General features: G+C 59.0%; 24 protein-coding genes. All 24 read right to left on the bottom strand.

Annotated features, from left to right (window positions below; translation table 11 throughout):
- Positions 1–37 precede the first annotated feature (37 nt).
- Positions 38–304, bottom strand: a complete 267-nt coding sequence (fliQ, locus tag ACSQ3I_RS03135; protein WP_435995952.1) for a flagellar biosynthesis protein FliQ — start codon at positions 302–304, stop codon at positions 38–40.
- Positions 305–383: 79 nt separating this feature from the next.
- Positions 384–899, bottom strand: a complete 516-nt coding sequence (flgD, locus tag ACSQ3I_RS03130) for a flagellar hook assembly protein FlgD (protein WP_435995950.1) — start codon at positions 897–899, stop codon at positions 384–386.
- On the bottom strand, positions 890–1339 hold the full coding sequence (gene flbT / locus ACSQ3I_RS03125; protein ID WP_435995948.1) for a flagellar biosynthesis repressor FlbT: 450 nt from the start codon (positions 1337–1339) through the stop codon (positions 890–892). The genes flgD and flbT overlap by 10 nt, the downstream gene beginning before the upstream one ends.
- On the bottom strand, positions 1336–1683 hold the full coding sequence (gene flaF, locus ACSQ3I_RS03120; RefSeq protein ID WP_109456336.1) for a flagellar biosynthesis regulator FlaF: 348 nt from the start codon (positions 1681–1683) through the stop codon (positions 1336–1338). Before flaF ends, flbT begins: the two co-directional genes overlap by 4 nt.
- A 37-nt stretch (positions 1684–1720) precedes the next feature.
- Positions 1721–2803 carry a flagellar hook-associated family protein gene (locus ACSQ3I_RS03115; RefSeq protein WP_435995946.1) on the bottom strand — a complete coding sequence of 361 codons (1083 nt, stop codon included), beginning with the start codon at positions 2801–2803 and terminating at the stop codon, positions 1721–1723.
- A gap of 3 nt (positions 2804–2806) precedes the next feature.
- Positions 2807–4258 carry a flagellar hook-associated protein FlgK gene (gene flgK / locus ACSQ3I_RS03110; protein ID WP_435995945.1) on the bottom strand — a complete coding sequence of 484 codons (1452 nt, stop codon included), beginning with the start codon at positions 4256–4258 and terminating at the stop codon, positions 2807–2809.
- Between the two features lie 31 nt (positions 4259–4289).
- The gene (locus ACSQ3I_RS03105) at positions 4290–5588 is read right to left on the bottom strand and encodes a flagellar hook protein FlgE (protein ID WP_435995944.1); all 1299 of its coding nucleotides are present in this window, start codon (positions 5586–5588) and stop codon (positions 4290–4292) included.
- 127 nt (positions 5589–5715) lie between these two features.
- Positions 5716–6387, bottom strand: a complete 672-nt coding sequence (rem, locus tag ACSQ3I_RS03100) for a transcriptional activator Rem (protein ID WP_435995942.1) — start codon at positions 6385–6387, stop codon at positions 5716–5718.
- Positions 6388–6666: 279 nt separating this feature from the next.
- The gene (locus tag ACSQ3I_RS03095) at positions 6667–7233 is read right to left on the bottom strand and encodes a transglycosylase SLT domain-containing protein (protein ID WP_435995940.1); all 567 of its coding nucleotides are present in this window, start codon (positions 7231–7233) and stop codon (positions 6667–6669) included.
- Positions 7172–8659, bottom strand: coding sequence for a flagellar hook-length control protein FliK (fliK, locus tag ACSQ3I_RS03090; protein ID WP_435995938.1), 1488 nt, complete (start codon positions 8657–8659; stop codon positions 7172–7174). The genes ACSQ3I_RS03095 and fliK overlap by 62 nt, the downstream gene beginning before the upstream one ends.
- On the bottom strand, positions 8656–9930 hold the full coding sequence (gene motC / locus ACSQ3I_RS03085) for a chemotaxis protein MotC (RefSeq protein ID WP_435996275.1): 1275 nt from the start codon (positions 9928–9930) through the stop codon (positions 8656–8658). Before motC ends, fliK begins: the two co-directional genes overlap by 4 nt.
- Positions 9931–9938: 8 nt before the next feature.
- Positions 9939–11225, bottom strand: a complete 1287-nt coding sequence (locus ACSQ3I_RS03080) for a MotB family protein (RefSeq protein WP_435995936.1) — start codon at positions 11223–11225, stop codon at positions 9939–9941.
- The gene (locus ACSQ3I_RS03075; RefSeq protein WP_435995934.1) at positions 11222–11785 is read right to left on the bottom strand and encodes a hypothetical protein; all 564 of its coding nucleotides are present in this window, start codon (positions 11783–11785) and stop codon (positions 11222–11224) included. The genes ACSQ3I_RS03080 and ACSQ3I_RS03075 overlap by 4 nt, the downstream gene beginning before the upstream one ends.
- Positions 11786–12170: 385 nt before the next feature.
- Positions 12171–13130, bottom strand: coding sequence for a flagellin (locus ACSQ3I_RS03070; RefSeq protein ID WP_435995932.1), 960 nt, complete (start codon positions 13128–13130; stop codon positions 12171–12173).
- A gap of 307 nt (positions 13131–13437) precedes the next feature.
- A complete protein-coding gene (locus ACSQ3I_RS03065; protein ID WP_435995930.1) occupies positions 13438–14379 on the bottom strand; it encodes a flagellin in 942 nt (313 codons plus the stop codon).
- Between the two features lie 518 nt (positions 14380–14897).
- Positions 14898–15842, bottom strand: a complete 945-nt coding sequence (locus ACSQ3I_RS03060) for a flagellin (protein WP_435995928.1) — start codon at positions 15840–15842, stop codon at positions 14898–14900.
- 274 nt (positions 15843–16116) lie between these two features.
- Positions 16117–17058 carry a flagellin gene (locus ACSQ3I_RS03055; RefSeq protein ID WP_435995926.1) on the bottom strand — a complete coding sequence of 314 codons (942 nt, stop codon included), beginning with the start codon at positions 17056–17058 and terminating at the stop codon, positions 16117–16119.
- 261 nt (positions 17059–17319) lie between these two features.
- A complete protein-coding gene (gene fliP, locus ACSQ3I_RS03050) occupies positions 17320–18057 on the bottom strand; it encodes a flagellar type III secretion system pore protein FliP (protein ID WP_435995924.1) in 738 nt (245 codons plus the stop codon).
- Positions 18054–18575, bottom strand: a complete 522-nt coding sequence (locus tag ACSQ3I_RS03045) for a flagellar basal body-associated FliL family protein (RefSeq protein WP_435995922.1) — start codon at positions 18573–18575, stop codon at positions 18054–18056. Before ACSQ3I_RS03045 ends, fliP begins: the two co-directional genes overlap by 4 nt.
- Positions 18576–18616: 41 nt before the next feature.
- Positions 18617–19327 (bottom strand): flagellar basal body L-ring protein FlgH, encoded by a 711-nt coding sequence (flgH, locus tag ACSQ3I_RS03040; RefSeq protein WP_435995920.1) that lies wholly within the window; start codon positions 19325–19327, stop codon positions 18617–18619.
- Positions 19324–19866 carry a MotE family protein gene (locus ACSQ3I_RS03035; protein ID WP_435995918.1) on the bottom strand — a complete coding sequence of 181 codons (543 nt, stop codon included), beginning with the start codon at positions 19864–19866 and terminating at the stop codon, positions 19324–19326. The genes flgH and ACSQ3I_RS03035 overlap by 4 nt, the downstream gene beginning before the upstream one ends.
- Positions 19863–20975, bottom strand: a complete 1113-nt coding sequence (locus tag ACSQ3I_RS03030) for a flagellar basal body P-ring protein FlgI (protein WP_435996273.1) — start codon at positions 20973–20975, stop codon at positions 19863–19865. Before ACSQ3I_RS03030 ends, ACSQ3I_RS03035 begins: the two co-directional genes overlap by 4 nt.
- A 5-nt stretch (positions 20976–20980) precedes the next feature.
- A complete protein-coding gene (flgA, locus tag ACSQ3I_RS03025) occupies positions 20981–21466 on the bottom strand; it encodes a flagellar basal body P-ring formation chaperone FlgA (RefSeq protein WP_435995916.1) in 486 nt (161 codons plus the stop codon).
- A 25-nt stretch (positions 21467–21491) separates the two neighbouring features.
- Entirely contained in the window at positions 21492–22292 is an 801-nt protein-coding gene (gene flgG / locus ACSQ3I_RS03020) for a flagellar basal-body rod protein FlgG (RefSeq protein ID WP_435995914.1), read from the bottom strand.

The raw sequence follows: 22292 nt of genomic DNA, 5'->3' as shown, positions 1-22292 counted from the left end.
AAGGCGTGCCGGCCGTCGTTGGAAAAATGATCTGTCGTCAGAAGCCTGACTGGACCCGGGAGAACACCAGATTGGTGAACAACGAAATCTGTCCGCCGATGAAGGGCGCCGTGATGCCGACGACCACGAAGATCGCAACGATTTTCGGCACGAAGGTCAAGGTGATTTCCTGGATCTGCGTCAACGCCTGAATGAAGGCGATGACCAGGCCGACCACCATGGCCGCAAGAACCGCCGGACCGGACGCGATGAGAACGGTCCAGATGGCCGCCTGCACGATGTCCAGGGCATCTGCCTCATTCATAGGAATCATTCCTTGCTTGGGAATCGCCGAGGCGATGATTCGCCAATCCTACATCAGCTCAGGCCGGCTTCATATCGGCTTAGCCGGTGGTGTCACCGGTATTCGTATCGGTGTCGGTCGCCATTGCTTCCGCTGCCGTCGTGGGTGCGTCGCCATCAGTATTGCCGTCAGTCGGCGTCGTCGTGCCGTCGCTGATCTTGATGCCGGCCTGAATCAGGATCTTGTCACCCTTCTCGGTAATGGCGATCAGGCCGTCCGAATAGACTTCCACTTCCTTGATGACGCCAGTGACGGAATCATCGGCGCTGGTGAGCGTCTTGCCGATATAGTTCGACGCCTGGGTCAGCGACTGGCTCTGGATCAGGTATTCCAGGTTCTTGTTCGTCTGGATCGCCTGCTCGACTTGCGAGAAGGTTGCAAGCTGCGATACCTGCTCGGTGGCATCCATCGGATCGGTCGGATCCTGGTTCTTCATCTGGGCGATCAGAAGCTTCAGGAAGCTCTGATAGTTCAGGGATGCTGCCGAAGCAGCCGAATCCGCCTGACCGTTGGCGCCTGTCGGCGCGGCAACGGAATTCACACCACTTACCGCCATGGGGCAATCTCCCTACGAATCTGTTCGATGGTGGCTGGCGTGAGCTCCTGGTTGTTGAGGATACGATCCTCGGAAACGTAGAGCCCACGAATGGCCTTCAGCGCGTCGAATGCGCGACCGGAGGTCACCATTCCGTCGATCCGCTTCAGTTCGGCGAGGATTTCATCGTCCTTGAAGCAATTCAGCAGCATGGCGACGGATTTGCGGAACATCGCCATGGACTGTTCTGCGCCATCCGGATTGATCAGCATCATCTGGGCGATAAAGTACAGCTGCCGCAGCGGCGTCGTCGCATCTTCCGGCTGGAGAACGTGGTTTTCCAGAAGGAACGTCACATCATTCAAGAATTCCAGGGCGACCTTGCGGTCAACACGCAGCACCGCTCCATTTATAAAAATTCTTTCGCCGGATTTAAGCGATATGCGTAGGGTACTTTTCATTTAAGTCCATCCCTGATGATGGTGGTTACGTCGATAATGCCCTGAAAATTTTCAGACTGCCGTTTTCTGATCCGGTCGCACTCCTTCAAGATCCAGATGGCGATCGAGATGAGATTGGCCCGCAATTCGGTGTCGAGCTGATTTTCCGGCTGTTTCAAGTCCTCAATAAAGCGAATCCAGATTCGGCGCGTATAGAACAAGGCGTCGATCGCCTCGCGGTTATAGCCGCCCCGATCACGCGCAGCAGAAAGCAGTTCAATAGAGCGATTGAGTACCTGTCGTTCGCGATCTTTTGCGTCCGCGACGCCGTCTTCCATGATCTCGGCATATGAAAACTGGTACATTCATGCATCCTTCATTTTCATCGTCTTTCCTTTTACATCAAAGGAAATTTACCAGGCTTAACTGCTGTATTCTCGCCGTCAGCGTGTACGACGCGTCTACCAGAGCCAGGAGGTTCTTAACCCGTGTCGCCGCTTCGTAGCCGTCGACACCTTCCAGATCGCCGAGATAGGTCTTTATGATAGTCTGTTGGGCGTTAAGGGAATCATTGGCTTTTTCGATTCGTTCTTCAGAAAGGCCAAGCTTGCCGCGATCGACGTCAACGCCGTCGATGCCTGCAGCGATGAACTGGTTCATCTTCCTGTTGGCGGCCTGACGCGCCGGCGTATCGAGCGAGGCATCCATGAACGTCAGGGCGCTGATAGCGCCGAGCGCCATGTACCGCATGCCCTGCGTGTTGGTGTTCGTCGAGCTTTCGACCACTTCCGTCTTGCTGATGCGGCTGGTCATGTTGGTGTCGCTGGCCTGCGAAACGTAGGACGTCCAGAGATCCTCGCCACCCCGGCCGGTATGCGGCGGATCGGTCAACGTCGATGTGCCGTTGAACTTGGTTTCAACGATGGAGAGGAAGCTGTCCATCTGTGCCGGCGACATCTCCGACTTGTCGGTGAGCCCCTGGCTGGTCAGATAGAACTGCAGTTCGGTGTTGTAGGCCGTCGCGACATTGGTCTGCATGTTGGTTGCAGGCTGCACGTCGGAATTGATGCCGGCGAACAGGAATTCGCCGTTCAGCGCCATGTTCGACATGTCGGCAAAGATGGAGAAGGCGTTTTCGATCGATGTGCGCGCCGTCTTCAGACTGTTGGCATCCTCGCTGCCACTCAGGGCAAGCACGGTATTGAGCATGGACTGGCCGGCGTCGCTGATATTGCTCAGCGCGGTCTGGGAGGATGCGAGCCGCTGCGTCGAAAGGGAATTGGTTTCCGAAAGCGCCTTGAGGCGCGCAACTTCGCGGTTGAGGTCCAGGCTCTGGGACGTCCGCTCCGCAAGCGCGACGCCAAGGTCGTAATACTTGCCGGTGGTGGCTTCCGACTGGGCCTTGAGCAATTCGGATTGCGCCTGCGACACTGTCAGGCGCATGGCATTCTGAATGGATAATGACGATACAAAGGAAGTCTTCATGACTTAGCTCGCAATATTCAAGAGTGCTTGCAACATTTCATCGATAGCGGACACGAGCTTGGTCGCGGCCTTGTAGGACTGTTCGAGATCCAGCATGAGCGACAATTCTTCGTCGAGGCTGACGCCTGTCATGTTGGAATAGGCTTCCGTGGAGCGCGCCAGCAAGGCAGTCTTGCTTTCGCCGGCAGCTGTTGCGCTGCTGCGCAGGCTTTCCAGCCAGCTCAAGGAGTTGGACGAGTAGCCGATCAGCGTCTTCTGAACGTCGATACCGGCACTCGCATCAAAGGCCATCGACGTATCGAATGCCTGGTCGTACTGGTCGAGAACCGTCGAGAAACTGCTGTTGTTATCCGGGTTCTTGGTATAGGCGGCGCCGTTGATACCGCCGTCACGAACGAGCGAAGGCGTTGCCGCAGCGACCGAACTCACCCGAATGGAAGCAGCGAGGCCGGGGATGACCGTTCCGGCGGCAGGCATGGTCGTGGTGTAGCCGGTCCAGGTAAACAGACCGGGCGCCTTGTTGGCCGGCGTGGCGTTCTGGCTTTCGGCGAAAATCGTGATCAGGCCGCGGGCGACTTCATCCAGCTGTGCCTGGAATGTCGGGGCGATCTCGTCGCGAACCTGCAGCAGCGCCGGCAGCGAACCGAGCGCTGTCGTATTGGCACTCGTCGACGCATCGACAGCCACGCCGTCGATGTAGATGGCGTTACCCGCCGTCGAAGCATCGTAAAACAGCTTCCGCTCGAACGTGATCTTCCGCGGGCTGGTTTCGAACAGCGTCGTGCCGTCCGAGGTATAAAGCACCACATCGTTGTGTTCGCGATTGACGACGGAAACACCGACAATCTCGGAAATCTGCTTGAGCAGGGAGTCACGCCGGTCCAGGGCATCGTTCGGATTGCCGCCGACAGCCGTTTCCGTGGTCACCATGTCGTTGGCGACCTTGAACTCCGCCAGGAGGTTGTTCAGCTTGTCGACCTGCGCCTCGATCTGCTTGTCGGCATCGGCGCGAATGCGCTGGACTTCGCTCGACGCGGTATTCAGAGCGGTGACAGTATCCTGCGCCGCGCTGATGACACCGGCGCCGACGACCTGGTCACTCGGTCGCGTGGCATATTCGTGGATCTTGTTGCGCAGCGCCTCAAGATATTTTGCGGGTGACATTTCATAGTCCGTGCCGCCCATCACCGAACGCATGTCGCCAAGAGCGGAAAGCACACTCTGCTGTCCGCTGTTCTGCGAGATGGCGCCGAGGTTCTGACGCATCAGAACCTCGTTTTGAGCCCGAACCGTCGTCGAGACCTGCGCACCAAAAAGGGTGGTGGAGACGATCGTCGTACGTTTCGCATAGTCCGCGTTGCCCGAGTTGGCCATGTTCTTCGATACGGTCGACGTTTGCGTACCCGTATTGTTGAAGATGGCCTGGGCCGTGTTCATTGCTGAAGAGAGCGACATCCGACTCTTACCTCACCTTACCTGGGAAACATTATCTCTTGAGGTTGATCAGAACGTCCATGATGTCGGCGCCGGTCTGGAAGACCTTGGAGTTCGCCGTGTAGCTACGCTGAGCCTCGATCATGGAAGTCAGTTCACCTGCGAGGTCGACGTTGGATTCTTCCACCGCATTGTCGACGATCTGGCCGAAGTTGCCGGCATTCGGGAAGCCGATGATGACGACGCCCGATTCAGCGCCCGGAGAATAGGCGTTGCCGGTTTCGATCGTCAGCTTGTCCGGGCTGGCGACGGTTGCGAGCGGAATGCGATAGAGCGCCTCGACCGAGCTGTCGTCGTAGATGGCGTAAACCGTGCCGTCCTTGTCGATCTCGACGTCCTTGATCGCGTTGGCGGCCTTGCCGTCGATCGATGCCTTGCCGGGCGTGAACTTCGCGCCGAACTGGGTCATCGTCGAAAGGTCGATCTCGATGGTCTGGGGCGACGTGGTGTTGTCGGTGATCGTGATCGAAGCCGGCGTGGTCGTCAGCTTGCCCGTTGCCGGGTCGAATGTCAGGGTGACCGTGTCCAGCGGAGCTGCAAGCGGCGTGCCGGTGCTGTCCACATAGGGGAAGCCGGTGCCGGGAGTCGCCTGGTCCTGACGGTAAACCGTCACTTCCCATTGGTTCGCGTCGGTCTTCGTATAATAGAAGTCATAGAGAACTTCGCGGCCCAGGCTGTCATAGGCGGTCAGCGAGCTCTTGTCGGAGTATTTCGCCAGCGGGTCGTTGCTCGACGGAAGCGTCGTGACCGGCGTCGCCAGCGGACCCTGGACTGCCGCGTCGGCATTCAGGTTGGCGCCGAAGCTACCGTTGGCAGAAGCCTTGGCGGTCAGGCCGCCCTGGCCGATCTGGATCGGAACGAGACCGTCGAAGCCGTTGACGACGGCTGCCGGCGCGCCGGCAGCGAAGGAGTAACCCATCAGCTTGTAGCCGGCCGAGTTGACCAGATAACCCTCGGAGTCCTTCTGGAAGGCGCCGGCGCGGGTCATGTAAGCCTGCTCGTTGGCGCTCTGCACGACGAAGAAGCCGTTGCCCTGGATAGCCAGGTCGGTGGCGCTGGTGGTGTAGGCAAGGTTACCCTGCTCGGAAATCGAATAGCGCACATTCGTGGTGACGCCGCCGGACTGGTAGCTGCTGCTGCCCGACGGCAGAACGAGCGACGAGAATTCCGTGGAAGCGCGCTTGTAGCCGACGGTGCTAGAGTTTGCGATGTTATCGCCTACTGTGCCGAGGCGGTTCGCCTGTGCATTCATGCCGGCGACAGCCGTCTTCATAGTACCAAAAATGCTCATTTTGGATCCTCGTTTCCGTATTAATTACAGAGCTTATGAGTTGGGCCTTGCGTGAAGCTGTCTGGCTTCGTGGGAGGGCGTGGTTTCTAAGAAAGAAAATTGTCCACGCCAGCAGGCCCGTAGAATATCAGTTCCAGTCGATGCAATAGCCAAGGAAACGCTTGGAATCGACAGGATCAAAGCCAAGCTTCTTACGCAGTTTCTTGCGCAGCTTGCTGATATGGCTTTCAACGACGTTCTCTTCGACTTCTTCATCGAAGATGCCGTAGATGGCATTGAAGATCTGCGTCTTGGATACACGACGGCCGCGATTGGCAATTAGGTATTCCAGGATGCGCCGCTCGCGCCGCGGCAGGGGGAAGACTTCGCCGTGCAGTTCCGGGTCGCGACCATCCGAGAAAACCCGAATCGGGCCGACGTCTGTGAAGTTCGAAATCGCCTTCAGGCGACGACGGATCGCGGCGGCACGCGCCAGGATCTCGCGGGGATGAACCGGCTTGCGCACAACGTCGTCGACGCCGCAGTCGAAGAGCGCCAGTGTCGTCTCCAAGGAGGGATGGTCGCTGACCGCGATCACCGGTGCCATCGAACGATCGCGGATCACCCGCGGCAGCTCGAAGGTCTGTTCGCCCTGACCGATCAAAAATGCCTCCACGGCAGCGATATCCGAATCGGCTGCCGTGTTGACCCATTCCCCGAACTCCTGGGGATCAAAACCTGTGGAGGGAATACCCTCTCTGCCAAACAGGGAAGTATAGCCGTCTTTTACAAGCTCACGCTCATCAACCACTACGATCATTCGTCCGCCTCCGAATCAGTGTGGTACCTCGATGAGACAGACGTACGAATCGAGCGAATCGCGAACAACTGGAGAAAGTTAATGGCAGGAATTAATAGTAGATTAAGAATTTGGCCGTGATTTGCTCTATATGTAGTGGCGAGCGCGAATTATCCACACAAAATTTTTGCGGAAAGGTTAACGTTTGATTAACTTCAGGTTAACGGGCGTTAACCATGAGCCGCAGACCGCCGGTGCTTTAAGGATGAAACATCGCGAAGGGAAAACAACTCAGAATTGTTATCCACTGCAAAACTGCGACGCATTCGCAGTCCATTTTCCGTAGCCCGTGGCCACGAGATTGGCGATCACCCGACAGACATATCGCTTCTGAGCAGGGTCGTTATTGGGGCCTGCGTGGTAGCGAGCCACCGCCATCGTCCACGTCTGGTGGCGGTCATGAAGGTTGCGCAGGAACTTCGCCGCATACTGAACATTGCGCTTCGGATCGAGCATATCCTGCACCGATGCGAAATTCTCGCCGTGGAAATGGTGGTTGATCTGCATGCATCCGAGATCGATCAACTTGGCGCCGCCTGCCCTGGCAGCCTGGAACTGCTTGAGCGCCTCGCTCTCGGTGCGAGGGAAATAGGCCTTGCCCTCGACATTGAGGGCGTAGGGCTGGAGCGATCCCTTTCTGCCGGTCTCCGTCAGACCGACAGAATAGAGAATGCCCTCGGGAATACCGTAGCGCACGGCAGCGGCCTGGATTTCGCGCTCGCAGGCATTTCCCGACGCCCGGGCGTCAGAGGTAGAGAGACCCAGAACGAGCGCCAGCAGAGCCGGCACCGCTGTCGCTGAGGCCATCCTCGCCAGATTGCCGAGCGTTGCTCCATTGCTGCTGCGCTGCATTTCTTTCGTCCCTTCGGGAAGCAGCGCCACCGCTGCCGTCCTGCGCCCCCTGCTGGCCGAACGAACCGTTCTGGCTGCCGTTCTGGGTGCTGCTGTTACTGCTGTCGGCACTGGTCGTCGGTGCCAGGGTAACAGTGACCTGGTCGATCGAGAAACCTTGTGAACGCAGCGCCTCGATGATGCTCTTGTGATCGCTGCTCAGCTGCCGGTAGGCAGAGGCGCTTTCGACCGTCAGATCGACCGACAACTCGTCGCCGACCAGCCGCATCGTCGCGGTCACCATGCCGAGCGAGATGGGCTGCAGCTGCAATTTCAGCGTATTCACGACCTTGCCTGTGCTGGCCTGGGTCGCGGCATTGGACAGGGCGCTGCTGGGCTGCATTGCCTTTGACCATTCGGAATCGCCGGAAATCGCATCGAGCACGGCGCTGGAATTCTGCGCCAGGCCGAGATAACGGCGGGAATCGAGCACGGTCACCGTTTCGGCCGACGTCGTGCGCCGAGGCTCATCAGCAGCACCGCTGCGCTCGCGGCCACCAACGACCATGTCCATCGTCTGGCCCTTGCCATCGGCACGGGCGAACCGGAATGTCTTTGCGTCGCCACCATCGCTTGCCGTGGCGGCGATGTCTTCGCCGCCCAGACCGCTCGCGGCTTCCTTGTCGGAGATGTCATGCGGCGCCGTTCGTGCCCGGCCGACGTCATCGACGTGCTTCTCCGACGTTGCCTGCGCCTTATCCGGCGCGGTCTGCGGAATTTCGCGCAAGGCTTCCGCCCCGAGCAGGGACATCACGTCATCGCTGGACATCGCGCTCGGTGTCGCAGCCGGATCGACCTGAGTTTCATCGGCCTTGGCATTCAGTCCGGCAAGCGCGGCGGCCACGGTCTTGCGGGCGTGGGTGCCCTCACCCTTGACGACAGCCGCGGACGACGACTGGGCTTCCTCTTCGTCCAAATGCCGAGGAAGCTTTTCGATCGCGTCCTTGGATTTCGCTGTGGCAGCCTTGGCTTCCGAAAGGACGGAGCCTGCCTGGAACAGGTGCTGCTGCGCCTGGCGCTGGGATGCACCCTGCTGGATATCGATGATCGGCTTCTTGATGCGGTTAGCATCGACCGCGCCGGTCGGGGTCTCCGTCGTCTCGACGGTTTCGGCGCCTTGCTTCAGCGTCGCGTCCAGGAGGTCGTCGGAAGCCTTCTGCGACTTGCCGTCGGCTGCCGCCTTCTGTCCGTTTCGATGGTCACCATGCCCGACTTGATCGAGCGCCTCGCCGAAGCCGCCGTCCTTTTCAACTTGGCCCTGCTGGCCATGCTTGGCGGCGGGTTTGGCCGACGCGGCCGCATTCAAACCCGGTAGAGCACTTCCAATCCCCTGATCCATCATTTTTTATCGCTTTCTTTCGCCAGCAAACCGTCGATTTCCACCAGCTTGGCCCGACTGTTCGTTACAAACTCCTCGAAAACAGCGCCACTCCGGTAGACCGCCTCGTTGGCATCCGCCTGGGCAGCGGCGCCGGAGTGTCCCTGCGCTGGCAGATTTGCCGCGGAGTGTTCCTGATTCTCGACATTCACCGACGTTTCTTGCGTCAGGCTATTCATGTCCGGCTGTCGCAGCACTTCTTCGGCAACGAGCCGGGCGGCCGAACGCAGCGCCTCATCCCGCGCGGACAATGCTCCCTCCGGAATGCCATCGATATTTTCGACGGCCTGGTCGATGTCCTTCGTCGAGATCTCGGCAAGTCCGGTATAAAGGTCGGTCTGCTGCTTTCGATCCATGCCGGGCGACGTGGGAATAGCATCGGCATGGCCGGAAGCCATTCGCGCCAGGTCAATCTTGCCGGCGATCGCAGCCCTGCGGGCAATGCGCAGGTAAACCTCGCGACGTCGTTCATTGTCCATGAACGACAACGTGTTCTCGATCTCTTCGTTTTTGATGGAATCGTAATTGTCGACCGCCAGCATCACGAAGAGATCGGCGAACTGGCTGGCATAAGGCGAATGCAGGAAGCGGCGAGCATACCGGTTGGCATATCCCAGGCCTTTTTCCACCATGCCGCGTTCCGCGGTAACGGCAACCGAGCGCCGAAGCGCTGCCTCCTCGATGATCGTGCCAGGCGCCGTCAGCCGGGCGAGATCGTAAAATTTCAACGCTTCTTCCGGATTGTTGCCGACAACCGCATTGGCGGCGACCAGCGCCAGATAGGGGCCAAGTGTCGTATCCCGGTATTCCGGCAGCATCTCCACCAGGCTCTTGGACACCAGCGTCCCCTTGCCGCTCAGATATTTCCGCAGCGCATCGGCAACACGGTTGTCGAAATAGCCACCGACGTCCCTCGACACCAGATATTCGAGCGTGGCGGGATTGCCGCCGCTCATCGAATAGATCAGCGCCGCATCGACATTGCGCGTGTCGTCGAATATTTCCGGGTCGGCCGTCCGCAGCCGCTTGTCGATCGTCGCCAGCATGAACTTCTGCATCTCGGCCGCCGAGTGATCACCCGCAACGACGGAATCCTGCACGAACTGCATCGACCGCAACATTTTATAGGGCGCCAGGTCTTCCGGGGTCGGCAGCGCCTCATCCTCGGCGACGGCCACCCCCGACATCACGATGCCGAGGGTGAACAATGCGGTGAAAAGCGACGATCGAGCCATGGCCATGATTACCCCTGGTTCGCCTGCAGGAGGATTTCAATCCGCCGGTTGGCATCGGCGAGCGGATCCTCGGGAACCTGCAGCCGCCGATCGGCAAAACCGGAGATCTGCTGCACGCGCTTTTCATCCAGGCCGCCGCGGACCAGCATGTAATAGGCGCTCTGCGCACGGTCGTTCGACAGCTGCCAGTTGTCCATCTTGTCGCCCTTGAACTGGCGGCCGTCGGTATGGCCGCGGATCAGCACCGCGCCCTTGCGTTCGCCCAGAACCTTGCCGACCTTTTCCATAGCGAGCACCATGTCCTTCTGCGGCACGGCCGAGCCGATCTTGAACATCGGCGTATCCTGCTGGTCGGAGATGGTGATGAGAAGGCCGCCTTCCGTCGGCGTCACGACCAGGCCTTCGGCGAGCTTGCCGCCCGTGCCACCAAGCGCCTGCTCGAGCTGCTCGTGGAGCTGGGCCGCCTGCTGTTCGCGCTTTTCGGCCTTGTCCTGCTTGTCAGCCTGATCCTGCTTGTCAGCCTTGTCCTTACCGTTCTTGTCCGCCTTTTCCGTCTTGTCGTGGTCTTCCTGCTTGTCCTTGGTCTTGTCGGCCGTTTCGACGTCGGGCTTGTCTTTCGTCGCCTGGTCCGGATTGGCCATGGCAATCATCTGCTGTTCGGCCTTGTTCTCCGCCGACTCCGGCTGGTCGGACGCCGTAAGCCCCTTCTGGGCCTGCGACACCTCGACCTGCTGGGTCCAGAAGTCCGGATCGAACGGGTCGCGATAGGCTTCGCCGCCATCGGCACCCGTCGCCGGGCCGGAATCGGCTGCACCGCCCTCGCCCTTGGCGCTGACATTTGCCTGCTGGCCGACTTCCTGGGCGATCTCCGCCAGGACCGAATAGGGGTTTTCGAAGTAATCGGCTTCGGAATAATTGGTCTGCTCGCCGGACGCCGCGGTCTGGTCGTCGCCGGTTGCGGCAGCCGCACCGACAGTCGTGCCGTCGGCCTTCACCTTCGACCGCTCGTTCTGCTCCTCGCCGTCCGCCTGCTCGACCGGTTTTTTCAAACCCTTTTCGGTCGGCTTCTCATCGGCGAGCTTGATCGGATTGAAATAGGTAGCGACCGAAGCCTTCGTCTCTTCGTTGGCCGCATTGACGAGCCACATCACGAGAAAGAAGGCCATCATTGCCGTCATGAAGTCAGCGTAGGCGATCTTCCACGCGCCGCCGTGATGGCCGTCGTGGTCGCCGCCATGCTTCTTGACGATGATGATTTCGTTTTTGCCGTGGTGGTGATTTTCGCCTTCGCTCATTCGAGCACCTTCTTCAAGCTAGCCGCCCATGCAGAAATTCGCGTCACCAGGACCGTTCCGGCCACTTCCGCGGTGAGATCGAGATCCTGTGTTTCCACATGGCGCAGGAGCGCGGCGTCTTCGCCCAGCTCGGTTTTCAGAATATCGAAGAGTTGGCCCGGGCCGCGCACGACGATCGTGGCTGCCGCGCCGTCCAGTATCGCCTGCCGCACCATCTCCGCCATCGCGCGCACGGCGTTGGCCGCCAGCGCTTCCGAGAGAATCGGCGCGAGGATCTCGGCCGTCTGCTCGCTGATCGCTTCCGAAATGGTGAGGGAAATCTCGTTGATCCTTGCCGCGATCAGCGCCGCCGCCTGGGCTTCATATGCCTGGCGCAAGCCCTCCAGCTCTTCTCGGTGTGCGGCAACGGCTGCCTCCATCTCGGCGGCATGCTGTGCCTGCAACTCCTGAGTCGCTGCTTCGTGACCCTCGGCATAGGCCTCGCGGCGTACCTCTTCGGGATCGATCGGCTCCGGCTCGGGCAAGGCGTTGACGAACATGTCATCGTCGAACGTTGTCATTTCCACGACCGGCTCCGGTGCGGCCGGCTCACCGAAATCTTTCAGGTATCTTGCGAGAGCTGCTGTCATAGACCTGCCCCGTCCTTGCCGTCAAAGGCATCATGCCCGCCCGGCGGCGTCCATGTCAGCTCAGTAGATAGTCTCAATTTCTCGATCATCAGCACATCCGGCATTTACTTCCGACGGTCACGAAGACGGCGCCTGGGTGTTTGCGGATACATTTCCGCATGGTCAGTCGCCGGGAAATTAGGATGTCAAACTTGTGCGAGGATGAATGCGTTGGACCGCGCCAGGGCAGTGCGCGGTCCAACTGTTCCACCATATGCCGATGACCGGCGGCACGGCTGGAATTCTTTCGATCGACTCCGGTCAGCCGATCCTGCCCTTACTTGAAGAGCTGGAGAATATTCTCCGCGTTGGTATTGGCAATCGACAGCGACTGGATGCCGAGCTGCTGCTGCGTCTGCAGCGCCTTCAGCTTTGTCGATTCTTCGTTCATGTCCGCATCGACGAGACGTCCGACGCCCTTCTCGATCACGTCCATCAAGGTGGCGACGAAATCTTCCTGCATGTCGACACGTTTGGTGATCGCGCCGAGCGTCGAGGCCGAATCAGTCAGGCGTGCCAGCATGGCTTCGACCGCAAGCATCATGCCGTCGATCTGGTCGTCGCTCGTGGTCGACGTCAGCTTCACTTCCGTGGCGCTGGCTGCCGGTGTGCCCGGGTTGATCAGGTAGTAGGTAACCGTCGTCGTCGTCGTTCCGCTGGGCTGGGAGATCGCATATCCCTTGCTCAGAATACCGCGGCTTGCATCGCTGGTATCGATCAGGACGGACGTCGCCGTATCGTAGGCCAGGGTGGTGATGGAGACCGAGCCGTCGGCCGAACGGTTGAAGGATGCGACGATTTCTTTCGTCGCCGGTGCGACGGTCGATTCGTTGTACAGCCAGTTTTCGCCGGAGAACGATGCCGATTCGGCAATCGACTGAATCTGATTCTTGAGTTCAGTCAGTTCCTTGTCGATCTTGGTCCGATCGACACCCGGTTCGCGGGCGGCAACCAGCTTTTTCTTGATTTCGGTCACGACATCGACGGCCGATTCCAGGCCGGTATAGGACACGTCCGTCTTTGCGGCACCGAGGCCGAGGGCGTCCTGAACGGTGGACAGCGCGCCGTTGTCGGAGCGCATTGTGGTGGCGATGGACCAATAGGCGGCGTTGTCGGCAGCCGTCTGCACCCGGTAGCCGGAGGAAATCCGGTTCTGGGTGTCTTCCATGTTGTTGTTGATGCCGCGGAGAGTCTGGAGAGCCGCCATTGCAGCGGTGTTGGTCAAAATGCTGGTCATATGTCTTGCCCCAAAGAGATTACGGGACATACCGGATTACGCCGGTAACGACGGTCTGCTTCATGCTTGCCGATCACGTGTTTGCCCTGGTGATCGACCCGACGCTGTTAACGAATGGTTAAGACCATATGGTTAACAAATGGTTAACGCAATAAAGAAGTTGTTAGGCTTTCTGAATAAATTCTTAACGCCACACCTCGCAAGACGTTGCGGCAAAACGAAAAAACCGCCTCCCAGAGAGAGGCGGTTTTTCTTTTTCGAACATCCGAAGCCGGGCCGAAGTCCGGCTTTGGCCAGTCGTTTCCGATTAGCGGAAGAGCGACAGGATGTTGTCGGCGCTGGTGTTGGCGATCGACAGAGCCTGGATGCCCAGCTGCTGCTGCGTCTGCAGTGCCTTCAGGCGGGTCGACTCTTCGTTCATGTCGGCATCGACGAGGCGGCCTACGCCGGTGTCGATCACGTCCGTGAGGTCGGCAACGAACTCCTTCTGCAGTTCCAGACGAGCGTTGGTCGCGCCGATCGTTGCAGCAACGTCGGTCATCGTCTTCAGCATCTGGTCGACGGAGGAAATCATGCCTTCGACAGCGTCGTCGGTCGTGGAGGTGGTCAGGGAGACCAGCGTACCGGTGGTGCCGGTGGCCGACACGAGGAAGTAGGTGGTCGAGGTACCGTTGATTTGCGAGTTTGCGCCCTTCGTCAGGATGCCGTTCGCTGCAGTGCGGGTGTCGATCAGAACCGAGGTAGCGGCGTTGAAGTCGATCGTCTTGATCGAGACGCTGCCGTCGGACGCGCGAACGAAGGAACCAACCATTTCCTTGGTGGTGATTGCCGTCGTCGTGTCGTTGTAGAGCCAGTTTTCACTGTTGAAGGAAGAAGACTGGGCAATAGACGTCAGCTGCGTCTTGAGTTCGGTCAGTTCCTTGTTGATCTTGTCCTTGTCGACGCCCGGTTCGCGAGCGGCAACCAGCTTGGCCTTGATTTCCGAAACAACGTCGATTGCGGCTTCGAGACCGTTGTAGGCAGTGTCGGTCTTGGCAGCGCCGAGGCCGATTGCGTCTTCGACGGCGCCCAGAGCCTTGTTGTCCGAACGCATGGTGGTTGCGATCGACCAGTAAGCGGCGTTGTCGGCTGCATCTTCAACACGCAGACCGGAAGAGATACGGCCCTGCGTCTCGCCCATGCTGCTGTTGATCGAACGCAGCGTGTTGAGAGCGGCAAGTGCGGAATTGTTGGTAATGATACTCGTCATGATACTGCCCCTTTTGGACTAAATAAATGGAAGGGACATGCCGGACTCTTTATACCGGCAAAACGGCAACGCATCATGCAAGCTAATACTCAGAAACTCTATTTGGTTTAGCTCGCCGTTTCGATGTTTGTAGTTAAAACCATTAGGGTTAAAGAAGCGTGAACTGACAATTTTTTTGCAAATAAATCTGATTATTGTTTTATTAACTAAATTAATTCTTAAATATTATTAAATTTCCCTTTACGACAAGAAATCCGGCTGCGCACGCGCGCTATCGATAACAGTTGCCTAAAGGCAAAAGCCCGCCGAGCGGGGTCGGCGGGTTCAGATTGCTGGCAAAAACGTCTCAAGCAAGATCGGCCGCAATTGCCCGTCCCTGCCCTCTGCCCACACGTGGGAAGAAAAGTCTTCAGGGCGGCCGGAGCGTCTCAGCAACAAAAAACCCGCCGGGATGATCGGCGGGTTTTCGTATGTCGGGCGCGCCACTCAGGGAGGCGCGGTTTACATGATGACAACGCTTACTGACGGAAGAGCTGCAGGATGTTTTCGGAATTGCTGTTGGCGATCGAAAGAGCCTGGATACCAAGCTGCTGTTGCGTTTGCAGCGCCTTCAGGCGGGTGGATTCCGCGTTCATGTCTGCATCCACCAGGCGGCCGACACCCTTGTCGATCGTGTCCATCAGATCCTTGACGAATTCTTCCTGCATGTCGATGCGCGTCTTGGTGGCGCCGAGCGTCGCAGCAGCGTCGGTCATCGTCTTCAGGATCGTATCGACAGCCGAGATCATGCCTTCCACGGCGTCGTCGCTCGTGGAGGTGGTCAGAGCAACCAGCGTACCGGTAGAACCGGAGGCCGACACGAGGAAGTAGGTGGTCGACGTACCGTTGATCTGGGAGTTAGCGCCCTTGGTCAGGACACCGTTCGCAGCAGTTCTCGTGTCGATCAGGACGTAAGAGCCGGCGTTGAAGTCGATGGTCTTGATCGAGACGCTGCCGTCGGCAGCGCGGACGAAGGAGCCAACCATTTCCTTGGTGGTGATTGGCGTCGTCGTGTCGTTGTAGAGCCAGTTTTCACCGGAGAACGATGCGGACTGCGAGATGGAAATCAGCTGCTGCTTGAGTTCGGTCAGTTCCTTGTTGATCTTGTCCTTGTCAACGCCCGGTTCGCGAGCGGCAACGAGCTTGGCCTTGATTTCCGAAACGACGTCGACAGTTGCTTCCATCGCCGTATAGGCCGTGTCGGTCTTGGCAGCGCCGAGGCCGATTGCATCCTGGACGGCGCTCAGCGCCTTGTTGTCCGAACGCATGGTGGTTGCAATCGACCAGTAGGCCGCATTGTCGGTAGCGGTTTCAACACGCAGGCCGGTAGAGATGCGGCCCTGTGTGGTTTCCATGTTGCTGTTGATCGAACGCAGGGTATCGAGAGCTGCGATTGCCGAGGTGTTCGTGATGATGCTGGCCATTAGAGTGCCCCTTTATGGATCGGTTTGAGGGACATTCCGGATTGGGTACCGGGAACGGTGGTCGACGTCATGCCAATTAATGCGAGTTGAGTTATGATTAATTCACCGTTTCTATGGCTGCAGAAAACACGATTATGGTTAACAAAACTTAAAAAGCTCAGGGCCTGATCTTAAAAATCGAGTAATCAAGATAAATAAAAAACCGCGCCTTTGCAGGCGCGGTTTACCTTGTTTTAACGCTTCGGCTTTGGCCGTCGCGAAGCAGACGCCCCGATTAACGGAAGAGCGACAGGACGTTGTCGGCGTTCGAGTTGGCAATCGCCAGAGCCTGAATGCCCAACTGCTGCTGCGTCTGGAGCGCCTTCAGGCGGGTCGACTCTTCGTTCATGTCGGCATCGACGAGACGGCCTACACCAGCGGTGATCACGTCACGAAGATCCTTAACGAACTCCTGCTGCGTATCCAGGCGAGAGTTGGTCGCACCGAGCGTTGCAGCAACGTCGGTCATCGTCTTCAGCATCTGGTCAACGGAGGAGATCATGCCTTCCACAGCGTCGTCGGTCGTGGAGGTTGTCAGGGCAACCTGTGTGCCGGTGGTGCCGGTGGCCGACACGAGGAAGTAGGTGGTCGAGGTACCGTTGATTTGCGAGTTTGCGCCCTTCGTCAGGATGCCGTTCGCTGCAGTGCGGGTGTCGATCAGAACCGAGGTGGCAGCGTTGAAATCGATGGTCTTGACCGAGACGCTACCGTCGGACGCGCGAACGAAGGAACCAACCATTTCCTTGGTGGTGATTGCCGTCGTCGTGTCGTTGTAGAGCCAGTTTTCACCGTTGAAGGCAGAAGACTGGGAAATCGACGTCAGCTGCGACTTGAGTTCGGTCAGTTCCTTGTTGATCTTGTCCTTGTCAACGCCCGGTTCGCGAGCAGCAACGAGCTTGGACTTGATTTCCGAAACGACGTCGATCGCGGCTTCCAGACCGGTGTAGGCGGTGTCGGTCTTGGCAGAAGCCATGCCGATAGCGTCCTGAACGCCGGAAAGCGCCTTGTTGTCCGAACGCATGGTGGTTGCGATCGACCAGTAAGCGGCGTTGTCGGCTGCAGACTGAACCTTCAGGCCGGAAGAGATGCGGCTCTGCGTGTCGTTCATGTTGCTGTTGATCGAACGCAGCGTGTTGAGAGCGGCCAGTGCAGAGTTGTTGGTGATAATGCTGGTCATGGGATTGTCCCTTTGGTTACGCAAAACAAAAAAGAGGGACATACCGGACTTATAACTTACCGGTGATGGCGGCTCGGCTTCATGCCTCTCGGTTCTGCCTTACTGGCTAAAAACCAAACCCGTCATGTGAGGTTCACACTAGGGGCCAGCCGTTTCAAATCAATTAATTTATGGGGGTGCGGCAAAAGCCGTTCGCGCCGTAGTTAATAAATCGTCAAAACTGACGGCGCAAAGTTAATTTTTTTCAAATGATTGGTTTCATTATGAAAAAGAGCGAACCAAGCTTCCCACAAGCAGGTTCCAGCCGTCGATCAGCACGAAGAATAGGATCTTGAACGGCAGGGAGATCGAGGTGGGCGGCAACATCATCATGCCCATGGCCATGGTGATGGTGGCAACGATCAGGTCGATGACCAGGAAGGGAAGAATGATCAGGAAGCCGATTTCGAAACCGCGGCGGATCTCGGAAATCATGAAGGCGGGAACGAGAACCCGGTAGTCGATCCGCTCGCCGGTGCCAACGGGCAGACCGCGCTCGCGTGCGATATCCACGAACAGTGTCAGGTCCTTGTCGCGGGTATTGGCAGCCATGAAGGTGCGGAACGGCTCGGCGATCCGTTCGACGGCTTCCGCTTCCGTCAGCCGGTTTTCCAGCAGCGGGCGGACGCCTTCGTTCCATGACCGGTCGAAGGTCGGCGACATGACGTAGAAGGTCATGAACAGCGCCAGGCTGAGGAGAATCATGTTGGAAGGCGTTGTGGAAAGGCCCATGCCCGACCGCAGGATCGAAAAGGCGATCACGAAGCGCGGGAAGCTGGTCACCATGATCAGAATGCCGGGCGCAACCGACAGCACGGTCAGAAGACCGAAGGTGCGGATGATCCAGGCTGCGGCGGAACCGTCCACCGGAATATTCAAAAGGTCCGTCGGAAGCTGCTGGGCTTCAGCCACACCGGGTAGCACCATCATGGCGCCAAGGATAAGAAGAAATCGAATCATTCGATCACAAAGGTCCTGAACATGACCTTGGTTACTCGCCCCTGCGAACGCTGGTCAACACGTTCCTGAATGTCATCCCGAAGATATTGAAAGCCGCGCGGTCCTTCGATCTGCTGCAGCGACACCGTGCGCAGATAGGAGAGGATGTCCTGGTGCACGTCCTCGGAAACCTTGACGTCGGGTTTGTCCTTGAACATCAGCGCCACCTCAAGCCGGATCCAGCTTTCGGAAGGATAGGCAAGGTTGGTGGTGATCGGTTCGAGAGCCACCACACCGGTCGTCTCGTTCGAGATATGCGGCAGGCCCTCGCCTTCCTTTTTCTTCTCGCCCTCTTTTTCCTTCTTGGCGTCGGCAGCCTTTTCTTCGGCCGCCGGCTGAAGCTTCCCGGCGAGCACGCCGCCGATGACCCAGCCGCCGCCGCCGCCGATCGCCGTCAGCACGGCCAGCGCGATGACCAGCGAGATGGCGCCGGACTTCTTTTTCTTCCCGGTCGATTCGGCGTTTTCCAGTTCAGCCATGGCTTCCTATCCGTCCTTTGGGTTGCGAACCGTCCCAGCCATCAAATCGGCGAGAACAGGTCGACGACCTGCTGGCCGACCGGGGGCTGCTGCACTTCGGTCAGACGGCCGCGGCCGCCGTAGGAAATGCGGGCTTCGGCAATCTTTTCGTAGGAGATGGTGTTCTGCGAATCGACATCCTGCGGCCTGACGATACCGGCAACGTTGAGGATGCGAATCTCGTGGTTGACGCGGACTTCCTGCGAACCGCTGATGAGCAGATTGCCGTTCTCCAGAACGCCGGTCACGACGGCGGCGACGAGCAGCGTCAGCTTTTCCGAGCGCTTCGTCTTGCCCTTGGCCTGCGTATCCGTATCGGAGTTGAAGCCGACGCTCGAATCGGTCTCCGGCTTCCAGCCGAAGATCTGAGCGTTCGCCTTCCAGCCCAGATTGCTCTGGTTGGTGCGGTTGCGCTCGGTTTCGTTGTCGAAATCGGCCTTATCGTTGATCTGGATGTTGACCGTCAGGATGTCGCCCATGTTGATGGCGCGCGAATCCTTGAACAGGGCAGCCTGCGAATCGTTCCACAGCGAATAACCGCGATTCATGCTCTGCGGCTGCTTCGGATACATCGCCATCTGCGGTGTCTGCGAATATTGCAGACCGCTGCCAATCGGGCTCATCGAAGGCGCGTTGCCGAGTTCCCGAACGGATGTGTTCGAGCAGCCGGCCAGAAGGGCGGCGGCCAGGAGGGCGGTAAGACGCTTCGTCATGAGGGATCCTTCGAGGTATTGGGGTCGGACGCGCTCGACATGATCGAAGCAACCATCGCCGCCTTTTCGGCGTCCATTTCAGCTAGGATGAGCCCCGATTGCCGGGGCGGCAGTCGCATGACGATGGCCGCAGCAAGCACGACGTCCATCTTCTCGAGCTGCGGCGCCGCCGCATCTGCCTTCATGGTCTTGTAGACGTCGACCAGCCCGGCTTCCGCCTGCTTCATGAAGTCGTTGCGTCGCTTCAGCCAGTCTTCGTACTCAGCCTTGCGCTTTTCCATGATGGCGATACGGGCATCGACGTCGCTCTGGAGCTTTTCGAGCTCCTGCTTCTGCAGCAGGTAACGGCGATCGCGCGCCGCATCCGCGATGTTGGTGCAGAACTGCTTGATCTCTTCTTCGGAGCTCATTTCGGTGAGCGCCTTCGGCTTTTCCTGGGCGAATGCGCCGGGAATGGCGGAAAGCCCCAGGAAAACCGCCGGCAGGACGAACGTCAGCCAAGGCCGCGTCGAAGCGGTGGATACACGGGATTGGGTCATTGGATGACAAGCTCCGCTTGCAGTGCGCCGGCCGACTTGATGCCTTGCAGGATCGAGATGATCCCGTCGGGCTTGACGCCGATGCTGTTGAGGCCGGAGACCAGCGTGCGCAGGTCCGGACCGTCGAGGATCGCCACCCGGCCACCATCCTTCTGCGCCTGGATATCGGTCTGCGGCTGCACCGCCGTCTCACCGCGCGAGAAGGGTTCCGGCTGGATGATCTGCGGGGTTTCCGTGACCTGGACCGTCAGGGTGCCGTAGCTGACGGCGACCTTGGACACGCGCACGTCGGCGCCGATGACGATGGTTCCGGTGCGCTCGTTGACCACGACCTTGGCCGGCGTATCGGTCTCGACCACCAGGTTTTCGATATCCGCCATCAGCCGGGTCAGATCGGCCGACTTTGGCTTCATGATCATCACCTCCTGCGAATCGCGGGGTTCGGCGATGGCGCCGCCGAACTGGGCGGCGGCATAGCTGTTGATCACGTCGGCGACGCTGACGGCCGTGGTGAAATCCGGGTTGCGAAGCTGCAGCACCAGATCGATGGAATCCTTGAATTTCGACGGCAGTTCACGCTCGATGATCGCGCCGTTCGGCACGCGGCCGCCGGTCGTAACACCCTCGGTGACGGTCGCCGCTTCGCCCTGCGCCTGGAAGCCGGAAACGATGACGGCGCCCTGGGCGACGGCATAGATCTGGCCGTCGGCACCGGAGAGCGAGGTCATGATCAGCGTACCGCCGCGCAGCGACGTCGCGTCGCCCAGCGAACTGACCGACACGTCGATGCGGCTGCCGGGGCTGGCAAACGGTGGCAGGTTGGCCGTCACCATGACGGCGGCGACGTTCTTGGCGCTCGACTGGCCGCCCTGGGTCGAAATACCGAGGTTCTGCAGCATGGCGCGCATGGACTGCTCGGTAAACGGCGACGAACGCAGGCTGTCGCCGCTGCCCTGCAGACCGACGATCAGGCCGTAGCCGATCAGCTGGTTGTCGCGGCCGGATTGCAGCGAGGCGATATCCTTGATGCGCGAAGAAACGGCGTTGGCGGCACCGATGCCGACAACGCTCAGAACGGCGGCCAGAATGATCGTAGACAGGAAACGCATTTTGCTCATTTAGCCACCACGTGGATAGTGCCGTCCTGCATGACGGTGCCGCTGACGATAATGCCGGAATCGAGATTGCGGACACGGATCACATCTCCGACCGAAGCGTCCTGCATCGGGGCGCCGGAAGCGGAGATCATCAGATTGCCGAGCGTGAAGGAGATGCGCACATTCGTGCCGCGCTGGACGGCAAACGGTTCGCGCAAGGAGGAAAGCTGGATGGTGCGGCCGGCCAGAAGCGTGCGCTTGGTCACGAGGCCGACGACCTGACCGGCGCTTTCTGCATAACCGCCGGTCAGCTTGGGATTGGTGACCTCGACCTCCTCGATCCGGTTGGCGGTGATTTCTTCGCCCGGATAGATCGTGGAAGTCGGCACCACGGCGTACCCCATGTCCGCCGTGGCCGTGTGGATTGCGCCAGAGAAGAGAAGGACGAAAACCGTTCCGACGACATTCTTCCCGATCAGGCTGCTCTTGCGGCGAAATCTCATATTTGCCACCCTCTTTTTAAAGGATTTACTTCAGGTTCTTGCTGACGATGGAGGCCATTTCGTCGGCGGTGGTGATCACCTTGGAGTTCATTTCGTAGGCGCGCTGCGCCGAGATCAGCTCGGTGATTTCACGGACGGCGTCGACGTTGGAGGATTCCAGGTAGTTCTGCTTCAGGTAACCGAAGCCCTGGGTGTCCGGATTGTCCACGACCGGTTCGCCGGAAGCCGGCGTCTGCGCGAACAGGTTGTCGCCGAGCGGCGAGAGGCCGGCTTCGTTGACGAAGTTGGCGATCTGCAGCTGGCCGCGCTCCTGGACTTCCATCATGCCGCTGGCGGCATTGAGAACCTTGGCGGTCACAAGGCCGCTGCGGCTGATCTCGATGTCGGTGTCGTCCTGCTGGAAGACGATGCCCGGCATGACGGTGTAGCCGTCGATGGTGACGAGCTGGCCGTCGGCATTCTTATTGAACGAGCCGGCACGCGTGTAGAAGGTGCCACCGTCAGGCGTCTGGATCTGGAAGAAACCCTTGCCGATCAGCGCGACGTCGAGGTCGTTGCCGGTTTCGTTCAGCTGGCCCTGGAGATGCAGGTTGCGGACGGCCGACGTCTTGACGCCGAGACCGATGTTGGCGCCTTCCGGCACGATCGCCTGGTTGGCGCGGTTCGGCACGCCGGCGGCGCGCTCGGTCTGGTAAAGCAGGTCGGAAAACTCGGCACGTGCGCGCTTGAAGCCGGTCGTGTTGATGTTCGCGATGTTGTTCGCGATCACCTCGAGGTTGGTCTGCTGGGCATCCATGCCGGTGGCAGCAATAGCAAGAGCTCTCAT

This window comes from Rhizobium sp. LjRoot30 (assembly GCF_964253915.1).
Classification (GTDB): domain Bacteria; phylum Pseudomonadota; class Alphaproteobacteria; order Rhizobiales; family Rhizobiaceae; genus Metarhizobium.
Note: the sequence above shows the minus strand (reverse complement) of the source record. Positions and strands in the feature narration are given on the sequence as shown.